Consider the following 21813-nt stretch of genomic DNA (forward strand, 5'->3'; position numbering starts at 1 on the left):
GCTCTGGTGGCGTCGTCGTCGCCTAGGTAGCATGGCCGTGCCCGGCAGCTGTGCCTGTCGGCCTGATTTCGGCCCGCGTCACTCGGCGCTTGGCCCTCATCGTCGTCATTGACAAGGAACGACACATGAAACGACCCATTTTGAGCCTCGCATTGGGGCTTTGCCTGGCGGGATGCCAAGGCATGGCGACCACCGATACCGTGGCTTCCTCGACCCAGGTCGATAGCGCGCCGGCGCAGGCTCCAAGCGCCGACGCTAAGGCCTCGGACGATGCACAAGTTTCGTCTCGGGATTTCGCCGCCTGGGTGGAGGATTACCGGGAACATGCGGCGGCGGAAGGCATTGATGCCGTGACGCTGGCGGCGGCCTTCGACGATGTCAGCTTTCAACCGCGCATCGTTGAGCTCGACCGCTCGCAACCGGAATTCTCCCGGCCGGTGTGGGCGTATCTGGACACGGCGGTCTCCGATCAGCGCGTCCGCCAGGGGCGTGCAAAACTCGACGCCCACCGCGACGCCGCGATGCGTGCGGAGGATCGCTACACGGTGCCGGCGGAAATATTGACGGCGATCTGGGGGGTGGAGAGCAATTACGGCAGTCATTTCGGCAGCTTTTCGACCATCGATGCGCTGGCCACGCTGGGATTCGAGGGGCGACGCCAGGACTTCGCCCGTCGTGAGCTGCTCGCGGCCTTGAAGATTCTGCAAATTGGCGACATCGACCGCGAGCACATGCGTGGCTCGTGGGCGGGCGCCATGGGACACACGCAATTCTTGCCGTCGAGTTTCCTCTCCTATGCCGTCGACGCCGACGGCGATGGCCGGCGTGATATCTGGGGTAGCGTGGATGACGTCATGGCTTCGACGGCGTATTACCTCCAAGACGCCGGCTGGCAAGCGGGCGAGCCGTGGGGAGTGGAGGTCACGCTGCCCGATGATTTCGATTACGCTCAGAGCGAGCTCTCGGTGCGTCGCTCCAGCGATGCATGGCACTCGCAAGGCGTGCGTGCACGCGGGGATATGTGGCCGTCGTTCGACGAAGCCTCGGTGATTGCTCCGGCGGGCGCTCGAGGCCCTGCCTTCATGGTAGGCCCTAACTTTCGGGTCATCATGCGCTATAACGCCTCCACCAGCTATGCCTTGGCCGTCGCGATGCTGGCCGAACGCATTGCTGGAGAAAGCAGCATCCAAGGCGAATGGCCGCGTGATCTTGAGCCGCTTTCGCGCACTCAGGTCAAGGAGATGCAGCGTCGGCTTAACGCGCTGGGCTTTTCTACCGGCGGGGCGCCTGATGGCATTGTGGGCCCCAACACACGGCGTGGTCTGCGTGAATTCCAGCGTAGCCAAGACATGACGCCGGACGGCTTCCCTACGCATGCCTTGCTCGAAAGGCTGCGCGACACAGGAAAGCCGTGAACGCATCATCAGGCCGGGATGGCTGCTCATCGTTACATGACGGCAAGAAGGAGGAAATAAGGTGGCTGAGCTCGATTCAGCGGGCGTCAGTAGAAGGCCTTTTCCACGACACGCGAGGGCGTGGCGGACGTGTCGCCAGGAAACGTTTTAGAAAAGTCGTGCGAGTAGGGCGGTTACGGCGGTTTCGACGCGCAGGATACGCTCACCGAGGTGTACGCCTTCGAAGCCGAGTGCCTCGAAGCGCTCGACTTCGTAAGGCACGAAGCCGCCTTCGGGGCCGATCGCCAGGGTGACCGGCTCGGTGAGACCGCGCGGGCAGGTCGTGGCCATGCCGGGATGCGCGATCAGCGCGCGACGCCCGCTCAGCTGTGCAGGCAGGCGATCCTCGATGAAGGGTTTGAAACGTGGCTCGAATGTCACGCATGGCAGATGCGTGTCGCGTGCCTGCTCGAGCCCGAGGATGAGATGATGGCGGATCTTCTCGGGGGCCAATTCCGGCGACTGCCAGTAGCTTTTTTCGACGCGCCGAGTATGCAGCAGGGTAAGTTGTTTCACCCCCAATGCGGTGACGTGCTCGAGCGTGCGGGCCAACATCCGCGGACGCGGCAGCGCTAGCAGTAGATGGACCGGCAACGGCGCGGGGGGATCGCGATCCAGGATGACCGTGAAGATGGCGCCCGTGTGATCCAGCGATTGCAGCCGTCCGCGCCCCAGCGCGCCGCCGACCAGCCCCACGCTCAATTCGTCGCCAGGCACGGCGCGGTGTATGTCGCGCAGGTGACGTAGGCGTACGGGGTCGCGCAGATGCACGCGCTGGGCATCGAGGCGGTCGTTGTCGTCGAAGAGTATGAGGTTCATGAAAGCTCCGCGAATGGCGCGCGTAGTCTACTATCATGCCTCCGTGCTGTCGTGGGTGGCTTGCGCTGCTCGAATGTCGGTGCACAATGCAATGAAAGCCTCAGTAAGGACTGCGCCGTGCGCGTGATACGCAAGTATGCCAATCGTCGTCTCTACGATACTCAGCAGAGTCATTATGTGACGCTGGAGGATTTGCGTTGCCTGGTGCTCGATGAAGTCCCGTTTCGCGTAGAGGATGCCAAGAGCGGTGAAGATCTGACCCGGCCCATCCTGCTGTCGATCATCACCGAGCAGGAGCAGCGACACGACAACGATGCCGATGTCTTCTCCAATGCCTTGCTCGAACAATTGATTCGCATTTATGCCATGGGGCAGTCTTTGCCGCTGGCCCGTTATCTCGAACAAGGCACGCAACTGATGCTTGAGCAGCAGCGCCATATGCAGGATCAGTGGCAGCAGGCGATTCGTCACTCGCCGGTGGAAACCATGCAAGAGCTGGCCGAGGAGAATCTGCGTTTCTGGCAGCGCATGATGCGTCAGCATCAGACGCCCGGCGATGATGCGCCGGAACGCTGACGCCTCGCTCTGTCGTGGCGCATGCTTTCTGCCATAATGGTCCGATCTTTTCGTCATAGCTCCATAAGGTCTTATCCAGATGAAGGTTTTGATCATCGGCGGCGGTGGCCGCGAGCACGCACTCGCCTGGAAGGCGGCCCAATCCCCAAGGGTCGATGCCGTTTTTGTGGCTCCGGGCAACGCCGGTACGGCGCGCGAGTCGAAACTCACCAACGTGGATGTCGCCGCCACGGACATTGCCGGCCTGGAGGCGTTCGCGCGTGACAATGGCGTGGAGCTGACCATCGTCGGTCCCGAGGCACCGCTGGTCGAAGGCGTGGTTGATCGTTTCCGGGCGGCGGAGCTGGCGATCTTCGGCCCGACCCAGGCCGCTGCCCAATTGGAAGGTTCCAAGGCCTTTGCCAAGGATTTCCTCGCCCGCCATGCGATCCCCACCGCGGATTACGCCACCTTCAGCGATGTTGATCCGGCGCTGGCGTATGTGCACGAGCAGGGCGCACCGATCGTCATCAAGGCCGATGGTCTCGCCGCCGGCAAGGGCGTGATCGTCGCCATGACCGAAGCGGAAGCTGAGGCGGCGGTGCGTGACATCCTGGCCGGCAATGCTTTCGGCGATGCCGGCGCGCGGGTGGTGATCGAGGAATTCCTGGAGGGCGAGGAGGCCAGCTTCATCGTCATGGTGGACGGCGAGCATGTGCTGCCAATGGCCACCAGCCAGGACCACAAGCGTGCCGGGGATGGCGATACTGGTCCCAATACCGGCGGCATGGGTGCCTACTCGCCGGCGCCGGTGGTGACGCCGGCGGTCGAGCAGCGCATCATGGATGAGGTCATCCTGCCCACCGTGCGCGGCATGTCGGCCGAAGGGCGGCCCTATACCGGCTTCCTGTACGCTGGACTGATGATCTCGCCGCAAGGCGCGCCCAAGGTGATCGAGTACAACTGCCGTTTCGGTGACCCGGAAACCCAGCCCATTCTGTTGCGCTTGAAGTCAGACTTGGTGGGCCTTTGTCTAGCCGCGACTCAAGGGCAGCTCGCGGCCCAGCAATGCGATTGGGATACTCGCGCGGCGGTGGGCGTGGTCATGGCGGCCGGCGGTTATCCCGGCGCCTATCGCAAGGGCGATGTCATCGAAGGTCTGGATGGCGCCGAGGCCGTGGGCTGCAAGGTGTTCCACGCCGGTACCGCCTTGCGCGACGATGGTCGGGTCGTGACCAGCGGTGGCCGCGTGCTATGTGTAACGGCCTTGGGGGCACGCGTTACGGTGGCGCGTGAGCATGCCTACGAAGGCGTGGCGGCGATCGACTGGCAAGAGGCGTTGTATCGCCGAGATATCGCCCATCGCGCGGTGGCCCGGGAGCGCGATGACGCCAACGCATGAGGCGTTCGGCATGCCGCTCTACCAATGATAAGCGACGAGCAGGGTAACGCGACATGGAAGCTGTACGATCGAGCAGTGTCGAGCGCGCGGCCAGCATGCGCCGAGTGTTGAGAATCGGAGAGACGCGCCATGTCGCGTGAATATCCGATCATCGCGGTAACCGGTTCCTCGGGTGCCGGTACCACGACCGTCAAGCGGACATTCGAGCGGATGTTCGCGCGCGAGGACATTCATGCGGCGTTTGTCGACGGCGATGCCTTTCATCGCTATACACGCGATGAGCTGGCACGCATCTTCGAAGAGGAGCCTAGCCGCAAGTCCGAACTCTCGCATTTTGCGGTGGAAGCCAACCTGCTCGATCGCCTCGAGGGCCTGTTTCAGGAATACGGTGACCTGGGCATGGGTATGCATCGTCATTACATTCATGCCGAGGACAAGCAGCATATCGAGGCCGGGTATCAGGTTGGCACGTTCACCGAGTGGGAGCCGGTGCCCGGCGGTACCGACCTGCTATTCTACGAAGGCCTGCATGGCGGGCTGGTGACGCATGAATACGATATCGCCAAGCATGTCGATCTACTGGTTGGTGTGGCCCCGACGATGAATCTCGAGTGGATCCAGAAGATTCACCGCGACACCAACCTGCGCGGCCATTCCCAGGAGTCGGTGATCGATACCATCCTGGGGCGCATGCACGATTATGTGCGCTATATTCAGCCGCAGTTCTCGCGTAGCCACATCAATTTTCAGCGTGTGCCGACGGTGGATACGTCCAACCCTTTCGAGGTGCAGGATATTCCCACCGATGCCGAGTCCATGGTGGTGATTCGCTTTCGCGACCCGCACTCGGTAGATTTTCCGTATCTACTGACCATGATTCGCGACTCCTTCATGACGCGCCCGCATACCCTGGTCGTGCCGGGCGCACGCATGTCGCTGGCCATGGATTTGATTCTGGCGCCGCTGGTGACGCAGCTGTTGGATCAGCGCCGCTTCCGCTAGGCACTCTCTGAAAAAGCGCCTACGCTCGATCATACGGTGTTAAAAATAGGCTCAAAATACTCATTTACTACGTGTAAACTCCGTTTTTTCGCCAATTTTTGCCTTGTCTGATCATCGCTCGTCAGCTTTTCAGATGAGGCCTGGCCAGTTATTTCTACATCGACGCGAAGAGGAAGGCTCATGGATTGTCTGTTCTGCAAGATGGTCAACCGCGATATCGAGCCTGATATCGTCTACGAGGACGATCATGTTTTGGCGTTCAACGACATCAATCCCCAGGCGCCCACGCATATCCTGATCATCCCCAAGAAGCACATTGCCACGCTCAATGACATCGAAGAGGGCGATCTGGCGTTGGTCGGGCGGCTGCAGCATACCGCCGCACGCGTGGCGCGGGATCTCGGTTTTGCCGAGGACGGTTATCGCGTGGTGATGAATTGCAATGACCATGGCGGCCAGTCGGTCTATCATGTGCATATGCATTTGATGGGCGGTCGTCGCTTCACTTGGCCAGCGGGCTGACCGTAACGCGCCAGCATCTTGCGCGTTTCTTCCCAGCGATGGACGCATCGATGCTACCGGGCCGCTCGCTCCGTGAGTGGCCCGGTTTCACGATGACCGCGCTTTACACTCCGCTTCGTTGCATGGAGATTCCTACATGTCCCGTCAGCTGTCCCGCACCGATAATCTGATCCAGCAGTTCGATACCATTCTGCGCACGCTGGTGCCGCACGCCGCCAGCGCCTCGCGGGCCAATCCCGCTGTGGGGACGCAGGATGCCGAAATGACCGACGCCGAGCGTCGCCATGCCGCGGGGTTGATGCGCATCAATCATACCGGCGAGGTGTGCGCCCAGGCGCTCTATCAGGGCCAGGGAGCAACCGCCAAACTGCACGAGACGCGCGATCAAATGGAGCAGGCGGCGGCTGAGGAAATCGACCATCTTGCCTGGTGCGATGAACGCCTTTGCGAGCTCAACGACCGGACCAGCTACCTCAATCCGGCGTTCTACGCGGCGTCTTTCGGCATGGGCGCGTTGGCCGGCAAGCTGGGTGACAACATCAGCCTGGGATTCGTCGCTGCCACCGAAGAACAAGTCGGTCGCCATCTCGATGATCACATGCACAAGCTGCCGGTGGGCGATCGCCGCTCGCGCGCGATACTCGAGCAGGTGCGCACCGATGAGGCGCATCATGAACGCTGGGCGCTGGAGGCGGGTGGCTCGCGCTTTCCTGCGCCTCTCAAGTTCGGCATGCGGATGATGTCGCAGGTGATGACCCGATCGGTTTATAAGCTATAAGTTCGAAGCCGGACGCTAGAAGCATTCCCAAAAAGCGCCCCCACCTTGGTCAGACCGAGGTGGGGGCGCTTTTTCTTACAGCTTCATACTGACGGCTCAGGGCTGAGCCGCGAAACGGTAGGTCAGTCGAGGTTGCGGGAATAGAAGATTTCCAGCATTTCCTTGCGCAGCCGATCCTCGATATTGCGGGCTTCCTCGAAGGTGAGATCGCGGCGCGTGCTGCCGAACAGGTAGTTGTCGAGTTCGAAGTCTTTCAGCAACATCTTGGTGTGGAACATGTTTTCCTGATAGACGTTGACGTCGACCATCTGATAAGCGCGCTTGGTGTCTTCCGCCAGGTAGTCCTGGATGGAGGTGATGTCATGATCGATGAACAGCTTGCGGCCGTCGACGTCGCGCGTGAAGCCGCGCACGCGATAGTCCGTGGTCACGATGTCGGAATCGAAACTGTGGATGAGATAGTTCAGCGCCTTGAGCGGGCTGATCATGCCGCAGGTGGACACGTCGATGTCCAGGCGGAAGGTGCTGATGCCGTTGTCCGGATGCGATTCCGGATAGGTATGCACCGTGACGTGGCTCTTGTCGAGATGTCCGAGTACGGTTTCGGGTAACGGCCCCGGGCCCGGCTCGATATGCTCGGGATCGTGCTCATCGAGTTCGTGCTCGGCGATGAGGATGGTCACGCTGGCACCGTGTGGCTCGTAATCCTGGCGCGAGATGTTGAGCACATGCGCACCGATGATATTGGTGACGTCCTTGAGTATCTGTGTCAGGCGTTCGGCGTTGTAAAGCTCGTCGATGTAATCGATGTAAGCTTTGCGCTGCTCTTCCGTCTTGGCATAGCAGATATCATAGATATTGAAGCTCAGCGAGCTGGTCAGGTTGTTGAACCCGTGGAGTCGGAGATTATCGGTCACGTCCGAGCCTCCCAATTGGCAGGTTGGTACTGAACCCGACGAACAGGCGCCGGAACCCGAGCAGATGCGTATACAGGAAGGCGCGTATTATGCACATCCACCGTGACCGGCGCATCTGTCGATTGCAAAATCTTCCACGCCGCCATGCTCACCATTTCGCCATGCACGAGCTGCACCGGGTACTTCATGCCTCGACGTCGGCGATCTCGTAGGAATGCGTCATCTCGACGCCACCGCGCGCGAGCATGATGGACGCGCTGCAATACTTGTCGGCGGAGAGTTCCACCGCGCGCTTGACCTGGGCTTCCTTGAGGCCGTGCCCCGTCACCTTGAAATGCACATGGATCTTGGTGAACACAGAGGGCGTGCCCTCGGCACGTTCGGCCTCGACGCTCGCCACGCAGTCGGTCACGGAGGCACGCGCCTTTTCGAGAATCTGCATGACGTCGAACGAGGTGCAGCCGCCCAGGCCCATGAGCATCATTTCCATGGGGCGTGCACCGGTATTGCGACCGCCGTGCTCGGGGTTGCCATCGAGAACCACGCTATGGCCACTGCCGGCCTCGGCGATGAACTGACGGCCATCGGTCCACTTGATGCTGGCTTTCATGGGCTGGAATTCCTCATCTGTCTGCGTCTGCCACGCGTCTGGAGCGTGGCCTGAAAACGTTGCATGGTAACGGGATTGATGTGTCTGTGTCGCCTCTCGCTGCGAGCGCCGCGATGGTCATTTACTCAATGTGGGGATGCCTGCGGCCGATCTCAAATGCCGCGCAGATGGGCGTCCAGCGCCTCGAGGCGCTCGGGAGTGCCAACATCCACCCAGTCACCGCGATGATGAGTGCCGCCGGTACGTCCCGCCATGATCGCCTCACGGAGCAGGGGCGCCAGCTTGGCGGGCGAGTCGTCAGGCAGTGAGGCGACGAGGGCGGGGTCGAGTATCGCCAGCCCCGCGTAGGTCAGTCGGGGTGTGCTTTCGAGCCGCACGCGCCCCGCATCGTCGAGGGCAAAGTCGCCCTCGGCGTGATGGTCGGGATTGTCGACCAGTATCAGATGGGCGAGGTCGTTCCTCAACTCGGGAAGCGTTTCGAGAGCGACATCGCACCAGACGTCGCCGTTGATGAGGAGAAAGGGTGCGTCTCCCAGCAAGGGCAGTGCGTGGCGAATGCCGCCTGCCGTCTCGAGGGGCGTCCTCTCGTGGCTGAAGGCGAGCGATACACCGAAGCGTTGGCCGTCGCCGAGCGCCTCGACGATCTGCTCGGCGCGGTAGCTGACGTTGATCACGACGTCGGTGATGCCCGCTGCCGCCAGCCGCTCAAGATGGTGCACGATCAATGGCTTGTCGGCGACCGTCAGCAGCGGCTTGGGACAATGATCAGTAAGGGGGCGCATCCGCGACCCCAGGCCAGCGGCGAGGATCATGGCCTTCATGAAATGCGCTCCTCCAGGGAATGGTCGATGCCCCGGCGGTCGAGTTCGCGGCACAGCGCGGGGGTGAAGGTAGTGCCTATCCAGGTGAGAAATTCACCGTACTCGGGCACTGCCGCGAGCCCTTGCCGCAGATGCTCCAGGAAGTGCGGCAGACGCTCCAGGTAGCGTGGCTTGGCATCGCGCAGTGTCAGGCGACAGAAAATCCCCAGCACCTTGAGCGAGCGCTGCACGCCCATGGCCTCGACCTGGCGATGAAAGGTGTTGGCGTCGATGGGCGGCAGTCGACCATCCTCCTGCGCGCGTTGGCGGAAATTTTCGATGAAGTCGGCCATGTGCGCCTGTGACCACAGGCGATAGCGTCCGCGTAGCAGCGATACCAGGTCGTAGCTGATCGGTCCTTTGACGGCATCCTGGAAGTCGATGAGCCACAGTGCGTCCTCGTGCAGCATCAGGTTCATGGCATCGAAGTCGCGATGGACGGCGACCCGGGGCTGCACGAGGGCGCTGTCGATGAGTGACTCGCGCAGAGCGGGCCAACTGAGCGGTGCGGGAAGATCGAGAAGCTTCGTGAGACACCACTCGGGGAACAGGTCCAGTTCACGCGCTAGCAGGGCACGGTCATACTCGGGCAGGTCGTCGTAGGGCGCTTGGCGCTGCAGGCATTCCAGCAGATGCAAGGCACGTTCGAACCAGGTGTGGGCATCGGTAGCGTTCCCCAAGTGATGATGCATGACGTCGTCGCCCAGGTCTTCGAGCTCGACGAAGCCGGCCTCGAGATCGATGGCATACAGGGCAGGAACTGGTAGCCGGGCCGCACGCCAGGCGCGGGCGATGTCCACGAACGCTTGGCTGTTCTCGTGCTCGGGTGGGGCATCCATCAGCACACGCTCGGTCCCGTCGGGCAGACGGAAACGGTAGTAATGGCGGAAACTGGCATCGCCGGCGACGTCTTCCAGCGGGCAGGCGTCGACGGGCAGGGTGTGTTGCTGGGCGACCCAGCGTTGCAGGGTTTCCGAGCGCTCGTTCATGCAGGCTCCTCGTGGGTTGCGTGTTGACGGGCCTGGTTCGCCGCCGCATGCTGGGCGTCGATTCCCTGGCGCGTCCTTCACTCGTCGCGCATCGCCGACGCTCATGGCGCCGCGTGATACGTCTGCGTGCCGCGCTTGTGTGTCTTCGCGAGGCAGACGCACGCGACAGGGGCTGTATAATACCGATTCCACTCGGCAAGGACACAGAGGACCATGGGCAAGCGACTCTTCTGGACTGCCCTCTCAGGCTTGATGACCGCCGCTGCCCACGCGGCGCCTCCCGCTCCCCTGCCCGCGCAGCAGTTGGACTGGCAGCCTTGGGGCGATAGCGCGCCGCAAGGCGCATTGTGTAGCGGACGCTACGTCGAGCCGGGCTATCAGTTGCCCGCCGGCGAGACGCCTCAGCAGATCCGTACCGATTCGGCTGAAGCGGCCTATGGCGACGATGGCGGCACCATGCTGTCTGGCGAGGTGGCGCTGCGGCGTGGCGAGACGCAACTCGAATCGCCGCGCGTGCGTGTCAACGCCGCGCGTGATCGCGCCTTCGCCGAGGGCCCAACGGCGGTTCGCAATCCTGGGCTGCTGGTGCGCGGCGACGATGCCAGCATGGCGCTGGATAGCGACGCCGCCCAGATCGACAATGCACATTATGTCATCCACGATCAGCGCTTGCGTGGCGACGCCATCGAACTTCAACGCCTGGCCGACGGCCGCTATCGCCTCGACGATGCCAGCTTCACCACCTGCGAACCGGGTAATCGCCTGTGGCGCATGGTGGGCAGCGACGTGACTCTGGATCGCACCGAGGGCTTCGGTACCGCGACCAATGCACGCCTGGAGATGGGTGACGTGCCGGTCTTCTACTGGCCATGGGTGCGCTTCCCCATCGATGACCGCCGGCAGAGCGGCTTTCTATGGCCGTCGCTGGGCTTGTCGAGCGATGGACTCGACTATACTCAGCCCTACTATCTCAACTTGGCGCCCAATTACGATGCCACCCTGTCTCCGCGCTGGATGAGCGAGCATGGTGCCATGCTGGGCGGTGAGTTTCGTTACTTGTTCGGTAGCGATCAAGGGACGGTCGAAGGCGCCTACTTGGCCAGCGACCGGGGCGGCGCCAGCGATAATCCCAATGATCCCGATGACGCCTTCGAAGACGAAGCGCGCTGGTACATCGATTATCAGCATGCGGGGCGCTTCTCGTCGCAGTTGGATTATCAACTGGCCTATGGTGCGGCAAGCGACGGGCGCTACTTCGATGATTTCGGCCGCAATTTCGCCGAGCAGGATACCGACCACCTGGCGCGTTTGGCGCGCATGACTTATCGCGGCGATACCTGGCGCCTCGATGCGCGTGCCCAAGGTTATCAAAAGCTCGACTATCCGCTCGATGAGGATGACAAGCCGTTCTATCGGCTGCCCAGCCTGAGCGCGGATGCCCGCTGGAGCCAGGACAACGGCTTCTATCAGGAGTGGAATTCCAACGCGACCTACTTCTGGCGCAATCTCGACGGTGTCGACAGCCAAGGGTTCTGGACGGACGAGGAAACCGGCAATCGGCGCAGAATTCCGCTGCGCGAGGCCGCCAATGGCTCGCGCGTGCATTTGACGCCGGCGCTGGGGTGGCGTGCCGATCCCAGTTGGGGCTTTTTCGAGCCGCGTGCGCAGCTCTGGCAGTCGAGCTATCAACTCGATTACGGCAATCGGCAAACCGACCGCGACGAGGATCCTTCCCTGGTGGCGCCGGTGCTATCGATGGATTCAGGGCTGATCTTCGAGCGTGACACCACGCTATTCGGCACCGATTGGCGCCAGACCCTGGAGCCACGGCTCTATTACGCCTACGTGCCGGAGCGTGACCAGAGCGACTTCCCCGACTTCGATACCAGTGAACGTGCCGTGTCCTGGGGGCAACTGTGGTCACCTTACCGTTTCTCCGGCGCCGACCGCCTGGGTGATGTCAACAAGCTGTCCTATGGCGCGTCCACCCGCTTTTTGGAAGACGACACCGGGCGCGAGCGCCTGTCGCTATCGGTGGGGCAGAGCAGCTACTTCTCCGATCGCAACATCGACATGAGAGGCGCCCCCGACACCTTGCCGAACCGCGAGGACAACTATCAGGACTGGTACAACGCCACGCGGGACCGCTCGCCGGTGATCACTGAGCTGGAGTGGCAGATGACCGAGCGCTGGCGTAGCCGCTATTCCTGGTACTACGATCCCGATCGGAGCATGACCGAGAAAGCTTCGGCGTATCTGCAGTATCAGGATCCCGCCGGTCACGTATTGAACCTTGGCTATAATTGGCAACTCGAAGGGTTCCAGCCGCAGGACGATGAAGAGGATCGTCTGGGCTACAATCGCGAGGATTACGACGTGTCCTTCGCGTATCAGGCGACACCGAGTCTGGATTTGATCGGTCGTTTCTTGTACGACAACACCAACGACCGCGCCCTGGAACAATTGGCGGGTGTCCAGTTCAACGACTGTTGCTCTGCGGTACAACTCGTCTGGCGTGAGTGGGTCGAAGACAATGACACTGCCAATCGCATCGATGACGACTACACGGATCGCGGACTGTTCCTGCGCTTCGTGTTCAAGGGCTTGGGTGGCGTTGGCCAGGAAGCCGATAGTTACTTCGAGGAAGCCATCCCCGGTTATCGGGCGACTAGCTTCTAAGTCACACTGGCATCTATTCACCGCCGGTTCAGGCATGCGCCGGCGACAAGACAGTAACGTAGAGAGGACTTCATGCGCTTGAGATCGTTCGCCTCCCTGGGCTTCATGCTACTGATGGCGTTGACGCCACTGGTGGCCTTGGCACAGCCCCAGCCGCTGGACCGCATCGTGGCAGTCGTCAACAAGGATGCGATCATGCAGAGCCAGCTCGAAGATCGCGTTACCCAGGTAAGTCAGCAGATGGCCAGCCGCAATGTGCCCGTGCCGGACGAAGATGACCTGCGACGCCAGGTACTTGATCGCATGATCGTCGAGCAGATCCAGCTGCAGATGGCTGAGCGCGCCAATGTGAGCATCGACGATACGCAGCTCAATGCCGCCGTGCGCGATATTGCCAAGAACAATGACATGTCGCTGGATGAGTTCGCTGACTCGCTCGAGGCAGACGGCATGTCGCTGGCGGCGGTACGCGAACAAGTACGCCGCGAAATGCTGCTGCGCCAGGTACAGCAGAGCCAGGTCGCCAGCCGCGTCAACGTTACCGATCGTGAGGTCGATCGCTATCTTGAGCAGCAAGGTGAGTCCTCCGATACGGCTTATCATCTGGCACACATTCTCGTCTCGCTGCCCGAGTCGCCCACGCCTGAGCAGGTTGAACAGGCGCAGACCGAGGCCCGCGATCTGTATCGCCAGCTACAGGATGGCGCCGACTTTCAGCAACTCGCCACGGCCGACTCCGATGGCGAACAGGCGCTGTCCGGTGGTGATCTAGGCTGGCGCCGTGGTGACCAGTTGCCGACGATCTTTGCTGATGTGGTGCCCCAACTCGCCGACGGCGAGGTCAGCGAGCCGGTACGCAGCCCTAGTGGCTTCCACTTGGTCAAGCGCATCGAGACGCGTGGCGGCCAGGGCGAACAGGAGACGGTGGTCACCGAGAACCAAGTGCGTCATATCCTGATTGGCACCAACCCGAATCGTAACGACGAACAGGCCGAGTCACTGGCCGAGGACATTCGTCAACGGATCGCGGGGGGCGAGAGCTTTGCTGAGTTGGCGCAGCAGTATAGCGACGACGACGGTAGCGCCCTCGATGGCGGCGAACTGGGCTGGGTGCGCCCCGGACAGATGGTGCCGGCGTTCGAGGATGCCGTGGATGACATGAGTGTCGGCGAGTTGTCTCAGCCGGTGCGTTCGCGCTTTGGTTATCATGTGATCGAGCTCGAAGATCGTCGCCAGCAGGACGTGACCCGTGATGCCCAGCGCGAACAGGTCCGGCAGACCCTGTTCCAGCGCAAGGTGAACGACGAGCTCGAGGCCTGGACGCAAGAGATCCGTTCCGGCGCGTATATCGATAACCGTCTGGAAGACAGCCAGCAGTGATGACGTCTTCTCCGGTGCTGGCATTGACCACCGGCGAGCCGGCGGGGATCGGCCCGGATTTGACGCTGGCGCTGGCGGTGGCTTGGCAGGATCACGAGACGCGCCTCGTCGCCATCGGCGATCCCGAATTGTTGGCCGAGCGCGCCGCACGCTTGGCGTTGGCGGTGCGCATCGTCCCGTTGGCCGACGGAGCGCCGGTACCTGCGCCGCGTGACGGTGTCTTGCCGGTGTGGCCGGTGCGACTGCGAGCCCCCAGCGAGGCCGGTCGGCTCGACCCTGCCAACGCCGCCTATGTGCTCGAAACGCTGGATGTCGCTATTGCGGCCTGCCGCGATGGTCATGCCGATGCCATGGTCACCGCGCCCTTGCACAAGGGTGCGATCATCGAGGGCGGCTATCCGGGTTTTACCGGCCACACCGAATACCTCCGCGATGCCTGTGGCGTCGAAGAGGTGGTGATGATGCTGGCCACCGAGCGCACCGAGCCACCCTTACGCGTGGCGCTGGCGACGACGCATCTCCCTCTACGCGCGGTGGCCGATGCCATCGATGCCGAGAGTTTACGTCGCGTGACAACGATTCTAGACGCGGATCTACGTCGCCACTTCGGCATCGCACGGCCGCGCATCCTGGTATGCGGTCTCAATCCGCATGCCGGCGAGGAGGGGCATCTGGGCGTCGAAGAGCGTGATATCATCGCGCCGGCGCTGGCTGAGCTGCGCCGGGAAGGGCTGGATCTCGTCGGTCCCTTGCCCGCCGACACGTTGTTCACGCCGCATCACCTTAAAAACGCCGATGCCGTGCTCGCCATGTATCACGATCAGGGCTTGCCGGTACTGAAATATGCCGGTTTCGGCGAAGCCGCCAACGTGACGCTGGGGCTGCCATTGATTCGCACCTCGGTCGATCACGGTACGGCGCTCGACTTGGCCGCGAGTGGCCAGGCAGACGCCGGTAGCTTGCGGGTGGCGCTCGACGTCGCCGCCAGGATGGCCTGCAGCGGCCATGTCGCACCTGAATGAATGCCCGATTGCCCCAAGGAATACGCCACGTCCATGTCCAATCACCCCCCGGTCCACCAGGCCCGTAAACGCTTCGGCCAGAACTTCTTGCGTGATCCCGGCGTTATCGCGCGCATCGTGCATGCCATCGCGCCGAGGTCCGATCAGCGCTTGATTGAAATCGGCCCCGGGCAAGGCGCGTTGACGGAACCCTTGTTGGATGCCGCCGGCGCGCTGGAGGTTATCGAGCTGGATCGTGACTTGATTCCGGGGCTGCGCGTGCAGTTCTTCAATTATCCGGCGTTCGTCATTCACGAAGGGGATGCACTCAAGTTCGACTTCGCTGCGCTTGCGGCGGAAGGGGAAACGCCCGACAAGCCGCTACGAGTCATCGGCAACCTGCCTTACAACATCTCCACACCGCTGATCTTCCATCTGTTGACGGCGCGCGACGTTATCGCTGACATGCATTTCATGCTGCAAAGGGAGGTCGTCGAGCGTCTGGCGGCGACGCCGGGCAGTTCGGCATGGGGGCGCCTGTCGGTGATGGCGCAGTATTATTGCCAGGTGGACAATTTGTTCGTGGTGCCACCAGAAGCCTTTACGCCGCGCCCCAAGGTCGAATCGGCGATCGTGCGCTTGGTGCCGCATGCCGAGCCGCCGCATGTCGCGCATGACGAAGCGTTGTTTGGCGAGATCGTGCGCGAAGCCTTTGGCCAACGTCGCAAGACGCTGCGTAACAACTTCAAGGGGCGCCTCGATGACGCGGCCTGGGACGTGTTGGAGATCGATGCGGGGCGCCGCCCGCAGACGTTGAACGTCGAAGAACTGGTGCGTATTGCCAACCATGTCGCGGGAGCGACACCATGAGTGAAATGGTCGCCGATGTACAGGTGGAGGTCGAGCCTGCCTATCAGGCAAGTGAGTCCGCCCCCGCCGAACAGCGTTATGTCTTCAGTTATACGATTACCGTGCACAACCGCTCGATGCGCTCGATCCAGCTGCTGGCACGCCATTGGCAGATCACCCAGAGCAGCGGCAAGGTGCAGGAAGTGCGCGGCAAGGGGGTCGTCGGGCAGCAGCCATTGATCGGCCCCGGTCAGCGCTTTCGTTATACCAGCCGTGCGGTGCTCGATGGCCCGGTGGGCGTCATGGAAGGTAGCTACACCTGCCTGGACACTACCGAACAGCGCGCCTTCGAGGTCCCCATCGCGGCCTTCCGTCTCGCGGGGCCTAATCAGATACACTGAGTAGGTTGGGAGAGAATATGTCGACATATGCCATCGGCGACTTGCAGGGCTGCTATGCGGAGTTCGCGGCGTTGCTCGAACGGATCGCCTTCGATCCACGGCGTGATCGTCTGTGGCTAGTGGGTGACCTGGTCAACCGTGGGCCGGGGTCGCTTGATTGCCTGCGCGCCGTGAAGGCGCTGGGCGACAGCGTCCGGGTCGTGCTGGGCAATCACGACTTGCATTTGCTGGCGGCGGCCTGGGCCGACGCGCCTCTCAAGCGTGCCGATACGCTGCAGCCGATTCTCGAGGCCGATGACCGCGACGAGCTCCTCGACTGGCTGCGTCGCCAGCCGCTGCTGGTGCATGATGCCTCGCTCGACGCCGTCATGGTCCATGCCGGATTGCCGCCGCAATGGTCGCTGAAGCAGGCGAGCGACTACGCCGCCGAGGTCGAGACGGTGCTGCGTGGCGATTCGGTGAGCGATTTCCTGGCTGTGATGTACGGCAATTTGCCGGCGCGCTGGTCGGAAGATCTGCGCGGTATCGAGCGTCTGCGTGTCATCGTCAATACCTTCACACGCATGCGTTTCATCGCCGCCGATGGGACACTCGACTTCGATGCCAAGGAAGGGTTGGACAGCGCGCCCGCCCACTTCGCACCCTGGTTTACCTACCCGCGCAAGGACGATCCGCGTATCGTCTTCGGTCACTGGGCGGCGCTTCAGGGCAAGACCCCCGACGCCCGTGTGCGTGCCCTGGCGCTGGATACCGGCTGCGTGTGGGGCAGTGAGCTGACCGCGGTCGATCTGGAAAGCGGCGAACGCTACGTCGAGCCGGCCCATCCGCGGCGTTGATTCCGACACTGCCAAGGAGCATTCCCATGTCCGACGAGAAAAGCTTCACCCATCTTGCCCCGACCACGTTGGCCCAATGGCTCGAGAGCGCCCGTGAGCTGACGCTGGTCGATATCCGCGATCCTTTGAGTTATTCACAGGGGCATATTCCCGGTAGCCATCACCTCGATAACGCCAGCGTGGCGGAATTGTTCGAGCAAGCGCCGCGTGAACGCCCCATGGTGGTTGTCTGCTATCACGGCCATTCCAGTCAGCAGGCGGCTACTTGGCTGGCGGCTCAGGGCTTTAGCGATGTCTATAGCCTGGACGGCGGCTTCACCGACTGGGCCGCGCGTCATCCCGAGCGGGTCGAGAACTGAGCCCATGAACGAGCCTCGCGATGTGCTCGAGAGTTTCGCCGTCTACCGGGTCGGCGGGGCGGTGCGCGATGCGCGTCTTGGTTGGCCCGTCACCGATGAGGACTGGGTGGTGGTCGGTGCCACGCCGGAAGAACTCACTGAGCGGGGCTTCATGCCGGTGGGGCGCGACTTTCCGGTCTTTCTGCACCCGGTGACCCACGAGGAGTATGCCCTGGCGCGTACCGAGCGCAAACAGGGCCACGGTTATACCGGATTCGTGGTTCACGCCAGCCCCGAGGTAACCCTTGAAGAAGACTTGGCGCGCCGCGATCTGACCATCAACGCGATGGCCGAGGATCGCGATGGCCGACTGGTCGATCCTTTCCAGGGCGCGCAGGATCTCGACGCGCGCGTGCTGCGTCATGTCTCCGAGGCGTTCGTCGAAGACCCCTTGCGTGTGCTGCGCACGGCACGCTTTTGGGCGCGCTACCGGGATCTGGGCTTCGTTATCGCCGACGATACGAAGCGCTTGATGCGTCGACTATGCGACAGCGGCGAAATCGGTCACCTCGTCGCCGAGCGTGTCTGGCAGGAGACCGTCAAGGCGCTGGCTGAGCCTCGTCCCATTGCCTACTTCCGGGCGCTGCAAGAGTGCGGGGCCCTGGCCGTGTGGATGCCGGAACTGAATGCCGACGCCGCTCTCGATCTTGGCGAAAAAGCCATGGCGAGACTCCCCGCCGGCGGCGAACCGGCACAGTGGCGCTGGGCGCGCTTGCTCGAAGCGTTGGAGGATGAGGCGCGTGACGCCTTGTGCGAACGCCTGCGCGTGCCCAATGCGTGGCGTGATCTTGCCCGCCAGGTGGCGCGTACCCGGGCGTTTCGGCAGAAGCACGACGATGCCGGGCTGGAGGGTGCCGATGTGCTGGCCTGGTTCGACGCCATCGACGCCTGGCGGCGGTCCGAGCGCGTCGAGCCGCTTCAGCGTTATCTAGCGCTGGAAGCGCCAGCGCTGGCCGAGTGCATCTCCAAAGCCTGGCAGGCAGCGATCGAGGTCGAACCGCGCGCGTTGCTTGAGGAAGGCTATCGTGGCAAGGCGTTGGGCGAAGCGCTGGCGCAGCGGCGCTTGGCCAGTATCGAGGACGTGGTCAGGCTGTATAAGCTGTAAGCCTTGGCGTGATCGCGATGAGCGCAACGGGAAGATAGAAACCGCGATATGCAAACGCAGAAGGGGCCATCAAGGCCCCTTCTGCGTTTTTATGCGATGCGTGGCGCGACGTTACACGAACAGCCCGATGATCAGCGCGACCACCAGACCCACCAGCCCGATCAGGGTTTCCATCACTGTCCAGCTCTTCAGGGTCTGTGCCTCGGTCAGGCCAAAGTAACGGTTGACCAGCCAGAACCCGGAGTCGTTGACGTGACTGAGTACCGTGGCGCCAGAAGCGATGGCGATCACGATCAGGCCGAGTACCGGGCCTTCCAGCCCCAGCGTGGAGATCAACGGTGCCATCAGCCCGGCGGCCGTAATCATCGCTACTGTGGCGGAGCCTTGCACCACACGCACGGCGGTGGAAATCAAGAAGGCGAGCAGAATCGGCGGCAGGGAGCTGTCAGCCATCAACTGCCCCATCACATCGCCGACGCCGGAATCGATCAGCATCTGTTTGAAGACGCCACCGGCACCGGTGACGAGGATGATGATGCCGGCCGGTTCGAGCGCCTTGGTGGCGACTTCCATGACATTCTCGCGGCTCATGCCACGGCGCGTACCCAGGAACACGAACGACAGCAGTGTCGCCAGGGTCAGCGCCACGAAGGGGTGACCCACGAAGGCCAAGGTGGTAACGACCGGGTTATCGTCGGCCAGCACCGCGCCGGAGACGGTGTTGAGCACGATCAGAACCAGCGGCAGCAGAATGATGGCGAGGATCAGCTTGAAGCTCGGCAGGCCGGTGCTGTCAATCTCGTCCTTTGGCAGCTCCATGTAGTCCGGAATGCCTACGTCGATATGCTTGGCGATATAGCGCCCGAAGATCGGCCCCGCGATGACCATGGCCGGCAGACCCGCCATGGCCCCGAACAGGATGACATAGCCTAGATCGGCGCCGATCAGTTCTGCCACGGCAATCGGTCCCGGCGTCGGGGGAATGAACGAATGGGTAACTGCAAGCCCGGCAAGGAGCGGGATACCATAGTAGAGCAGGGAGCGTCCGGTGCGACGGGTCAGGGCATAGACCAGTGGCACTAGAATGATGAAGGCGACATCCAGGAACACCGGAATCGCCACCAGAAAACCGGTGACACCCATGGCCCATTGCGAGCGGTCTTCCCCGAAACGATTGAGTAACGTGCTGGCCAGGCGATCGACCCCGCCGGAGACTTCCAGCATCTTGCCGAACATCGCGCCAAGACCGACAACAGTCGCGACGAAGCCGAGTGTGCCACCCATACCCTCCTGTACGGATTGAAGAATGGCATCGAGATCCATGCCCGTGGTGAGGCCGACGATCAGACTGACGGTCAATAGCGCGACGAAGGCATGCAGGCGCAGGCGCATGACCAGATACAACAGCAATATGATGCCGCCCAGCGCGGAAAGGAGCAGGGTGGTGGCGTTATCCATGTGAACGAAACCTCTGTTGGAGGCGCGACCGGCAACAGGAAGGATGCGCCGATGGTCGCGTTGTGCCTTGGCGTCGGATTTAGGAAAATGAATGTTACCGGTAACATTACGTGCGCAACAATGCTCCGAAAGGCGAATAGCGAAACGAGGAAACGTGGATATGAACGAGTCGACGAGCAACCCGCAGCGGGTCATCGTCATGGGTGTGTCGGGCTGCGGTAAGACGTCGGTCGGTGAACGCCTGGCCGAGGCGCTTGAAGGGCGTTTCATCGACGGTGACACTTATCATTCGGCGACCAGCGTCGCCAAGATGTCGCGCGGGGAACCCCTCAACGACGATGATCGTGCCGGCTGGCTGACGCGTTTGTCCGAGTTGGTGCGGGAAGGGCGCGACAACCGGGAAACCGTGGTGATCGGCTGCTCGGCACTCAAGCGTGAGTATCGCGACTTGTTGCGTGGTGGCGATGATGCGCTGTGCTTCGTGCATCTGGCCGGTACGCGCGAGGTGCTGCTGGAGCGTCTGAAGGCGCGTCAGGATCACTTCTTCAAGGGGGAGGCCATGCTCGATAGTCAGCTGGCCACACTCGAGTCACCGGGAACAGACGAAGCAGTGACCGTGAACATCGATGCTTCGCTGGACGATGTCGTCGCTCTAAGCGTGCAGGGGGTATCACAGCGCACTCGACACGCCTCGTGAGCGAGGCGTGTCGTCAGGTGCTTTGACGCAGAGCGATCTCGAAGCCCATGTCATGGCGAGAAGGGGCGTGCGGCGCCCCCTGCAAGCGCTCGACGATCAGACGTGCGGCCTGTTCACCAATGGCACGACGTGGGGTAATGACGGTGGTGAGCGTTGGCCAGGTCGCATCGGTGATGTCGAGGCCATTGAAGCCGGCCAGGGCCAACTGCCCGGGCACCTCGAGGCGCCGCCGCTGGCATTCGAACAAGGCCCCCGCCGCCAGGTCGTCGTTACAGCAAAATACGGCATCCATGTCTGGCCAGCGCTCGAGCATCGCCGAGAGCAGCTCTCCCCCCAGGCGGTACGAAGAAGGGCGCGGGGTCGTCTGGCAGCGTTGCGTCGAGAGGCCGGCGGCCTTCAAGGCATCTTCCCAGCCGGCCAGGCGCAGTTGTACACGGTAGTCGAGGCGGGCGCCGCAAAAACCGATGCGTCGATAACCGGCGGCGATTAGAGCCTCGCCGATGGCGCGTCCGGCTGCGCGTTGATCGAGTCCCACGTTGACGTCCAGCGGTGTCTCGGTGAGCTCCATGGTTTCGACCACCGGTAGCCGAGCACGTGTCAGCAAACGCTGGGCATGATCGGTATGCCGGGTGCTGGAGAGCACGAAGCCATCGACACCGTAGGCGAGGAACGTATCGATGAGACGCTCTTCTTCGAGGATCGAGTACCCGGTGTGGCCCATGAGCACCTGATAGCCTGCCTCGCGTAGCCCTTCATCGACGCCACGCTGGACCTCGGAGAACACCGAGTTGGAAATCGACGGTACCAGCAATGCTACGCTCAGGCTGCGTCCGCTGGAGAGCGCCCCGGCTTGGCGATTGGGAATGTAATCCAGCACCTCGATGGCTTCTTCGATGCGCAGTCTGACCGTTTCGGAGACGCGCTGCGGCTCGCGCAGGCAACGCGAGACCGTAACTTTGCTGACGCCGACACGTTCGGCAATATCCTGAAGCGTGACGCGACCCGTTGAACGACGCGGCATGTGTGTCCCCATCTCCTTGTTATGTTATGCCGCAATGTTAGCGGTAACGTTCTCGGAGATTAGCACCCTCGTCTGGACAT

The 21813-nt window shown here is 62.2% G+C and carries 22 protein-coding genes; 15 read left to right on the top strand and 7 right to left on the bottom strand.

Annotated elements, in window-relative coordinates; genetic code table 11:
* Positions 1-125: 125 nt before the first annotated feature.
* Complete coding sequence (locus SR908_RS12025; protein WP_246921530.1) at positions 126-1415, top strand: lytic murein transglycosylase; 1290 nt, start codon at positions 126-128, stop codon at positions 1413-1415.
* A gap of 147 nt (positions 1416-1562) precedes the next feature.
* Here SR908_RS12025 and SR908_RS12030 read toward each other — a convergent pair whose 3' ends face one another.
* The gene (locus tag SR908_RS12030; RefSeq protein WP_246921533.1) at positions 1563-2273 is read right to left on the bottom strand and encodes a 16S rRNA (uracil(1498)-N(3))-methyltransferase; all 711 of its coding nucleotides are present in this window, start codon (positions 2271-2273) and stop codon (positions 1563-1565) included.
* 117 nt (positions 2274-2390) lie between these two features.
* Between SR908_RS12030 and phaR the strand changes: the two genes are divergently transcribed.
* The 5 genes from phaR to coq7 all read left to right on the top strand — a co-directional run bounded on the left by phaR (position 2391) and on the right by coq7 (position 6532).
* On the top strand, positions 2391-2849 hold the full coding sequence (phaR, locus tag SR908_RS12035; protein ID WP_246921535.1) for a polyhydroxyalkanoate synthesis repressor PhaR: 459 nt from the start codon (positions 2391-2393) through the stop codon (positions 2847-2849).
* Positions 2850-2928: 79 nt separating this feature from the next.
* On the top strand, positions 2929-4230 hold the full coding sequence (purD, locus tag SR908_RS12040; protein WP_246921538.1) for a phosphoribosylamine--glycine ligase: 1302 nt from the start codon (positions 2929-2931) through the stop codon (positions 4228-4230).
* Between the two features lie 129 nt (positions 4231-4359).
* On the top strand, positions 4360-5232 hold the full coding sequence (locus tag SR908_RS12045) for a phosphoribulokinase (protein ID WP_075370205.1): 873 nt from the start codon (positions 4360-4362) through the stop codon (positions 5230-5232).
* Positions 5233-5412: 180 nt separating this feature from the next.
* Complete coding sequence (locus tag SR908_RS12050; RefSeq protein ID WP_246921541.1) at positions 5413-5754, top strand: histidine triad nucleotide-binding protein; 342 nt, start codon at positions 5413-5415, stop codon at positions 5752-5754.
* A gap of 136 nt (positions 5755-5890) precedes the next feature.
* Positions 5891-6532 (top strand): 2-polyprenyl-3-methyl-6-methoxy-1,4-benzoquinone monooxygenase, encoded by a 642-nt coding sequence (coq7, locus tag SR908_RS12055; protein ID WP_097022743.1) that lies wholly within the window; start codon positions 5891-5893, stop codon positions 6530-6532.
* A 122-nt stretch (positions 6533-6654) separates the two neighbouring features.
* On the opposite strand, the gene speD is transcribed toward coq7, so the two are convergent.
* The 4 genes from speD to SR908_RS12075 form a co-directional block, all read right to left on the bottom strand.
* Entirely contained in the window at positions 6655-7449 is a 795-nt protein-coding gene (speD, locus tag SR908_RS12060) for an adenosylmethionine decarboxylase (protein ID WP_040244482.1), read from the bottom strand.
* 184 nt (positions 7450-7633) lie between these two features.
* A complete protein-coding gene (locus SR908_RS12065) occupies positions 7634-8059 on the bottom strand; it encodes an OsmC family protein (RefSeq protein WP_246921544.1) in 426 nt (141 codons plus the stop codon).
* Between the two features lie 152 nt (positions 8060-8211).
* Positions 8212-8880 (bottom strand): N-acetylmuramate alpha-1-phosphate uridylyltransferase MurU, encoded by a 669-nt coding sequence (gene murU / locus SR908_RS12070; RefSeq protein WP_246921547.1) that lies wholly within the window; start codon positions 8878-8880, stop codon positions 8212-8214.
* The gene (locus SR908_RS12075; RefSeq protein WP_246921549.1) at positions 8877-9908 is read right to left on the bottom strand and encodes an aminoglycoside phosphotransferase family protein; all 1032 of its coding nucleotides are present in this window, start codon (positions 9906-9908) and stop codon (positions 8877-8879) included. The genes murU and SR908_RS12075 overlap by 4 nt, the downstream gene beginning before the upstream one ends.
* Positions 9909-10121: 213 nt before the next feature.
* Between SR908_RS12075 and SR908_RS12080 the strand changes: the two genes are divergently transcribed.
* The 8 genes from SR908_RS12080 to SR908_RS12115 all read left to right on the top strand — a co-directional run bounded on the left by SR908_RS12080 (position 10122) and on the right by SR908_RS12115 (position 18557).
* The gene (locus SR908_RS12080) at positions 10122-12587 is read left to right on the top strand and encodes an LPS-assembly protein LptD (protein WP_246921552.1); all 2466 of its coding nucleotides are present in this window, start codon (positions 10122-10124) and stop codon (positions 12585-12587) included.
* A 72-nt stretch (positions 12588-12659) separates the two neighbouring features.
* Positions 12660-13967 carry a peptidylprolyl isomerase gene (locus tag SR908_RS12085; protein ID WP_246921554.1) on the top strand — a complete coding sequence of 436 codons (1308 nt, stop codon included), beginning with the start codon at positions 12660-12662 and terminating at the stop codon, positions 13965-13967.
* Complete coding sequence (gene pdxA / locus SR908_RS12090) at positions 13967-14989, top strand: 4-hydroxythreonine-4-phosphate dehydrogenase PdxA (protein WP_246921557.1); 1023 nt, start codon at positions 13967-13969, stop codon at positions 14987-14989. Before SR908_RS12085 ends, pdxA begins: the two co-directional genes overlap by 1 nt.
* A gap of 33 nt (positions 14990-15022) precedes the next feature.
* The gene (gene rsmA, locus SR908_RS12095) at positions 15023-15838 is read left to right on the top strand and encodes a 16S rRNA (adenine(1518)-N(6)/adenine(1519)-N(6))-dimethyltransferase RsmA (protein WP_246921560.1); all 816 of its coding nucleotides are present in this window, start codon (positions 15023-15025) and stop codon (positions 15836-15838) included.
* Complete coding sequence (gene apaG / locus SR908_RS12100) at positions 15835-16218, top strand: Co2+/Mg2+ efflux protein ApaG (RefSeq protein WP_097022735.1); 384 nt, start codon at positions 15835-15837, stop codon at positions 16216-16218. Before rsmA ends, apaG begins: the two co-directional genes overlap by 4 nt.
* Before the next feature lie 17 nt (positions 16219-16235).
* Positions 16236-17054, top strand: coding sequence for a symmetrical bis(5'-nucleosyl)-tetraphosphatase (locus SR908_RS12105; protein WP_246921564.1), 819 nt, complete (start codon positions 16236-16238; stop codon positions 17052-17054).
* A gap of 26 nt (positions 17055-17080) precedes the next feature.
* Entirely contained in the window at positions 17081-17413 is a 333-nt protein-coding gene (gene glpE, locus SR908_RS12110) for a thiosulfate sulfurtransferase GlpE (protein WP_246921567.1), read from the top strand.
* A 4-nt stretch (positions 17414-17417) separates the two neighbouring features.
* Positions 17418-18557: a polynucleotide adenylyltransferase gene (locus tag SR908_RS12115; protein WP_246921568.1), complete on the top strand. Its 1140-nt coding sequence runs from the start codon at positions 17418-17420 to the stop codon at positions 18555-18557.
* A gap of 111 nt (positions 18558-18668) precedes the next feature.
* Here the strand turns inward: SR908_RS12115 and SR908_RS12120 are convergent, their stop codons facing one another.
* Positions 18669-20015: a GntT/GntP/DsdX family permease gene (locus tag SR908_RS12120; protein WP_246921570.1), complete on the bottom strand. Its 1347-nt coding sequence runs from the start codon at positions 20013-20015 to the stop codon at positions 18669-18671.
* A gap of 160 nt (positions 20016-20175) precedes the next feature.
* Between SR908_RS12120 and SR908_RS12125 the strand changes: the two genes are divergently transcribed.
* Positions 20176-20712, top strand: a complete 537-nt coding sequence (locus tag SR908_RS12125) for a gluconokinase (protein WP_246921572.1) — start codon at positions 20176-20178, stop codon at positions 20710-20712.
* A 13-nt stretch (positions 20713-20725) separates the two neighbouring features.
* Here SR908_RS12125 and SR908_RS12130 read toward each other — a convergent pair whose 3' ends face one another.
* Positions 20726-21733 carry a LacI family DNA-binding transcriptional regulator gene (locus SR908_RS12130; protein ID WP_097022729.1) on the bottom strand — a complete coding sequence of 336 codons (1008 nt, stop codon included), beginning with the start codon at positions 21731-21733 and terminating at the stop codon, positions 20726-20728.
* Between the last annotated feature and the right edge of the window lie 80 nt (positions 21734-21813).

This window comes from Chromohalobacter canadensis, assembly GCF_034479555.1.
Lineage (GTDB): Bacteria > Pseudomonadota > Gammaproteobacteria > Pseudomonadales > Halomonadaceae > Chromohalobacter > Chromohalobacter canadensis.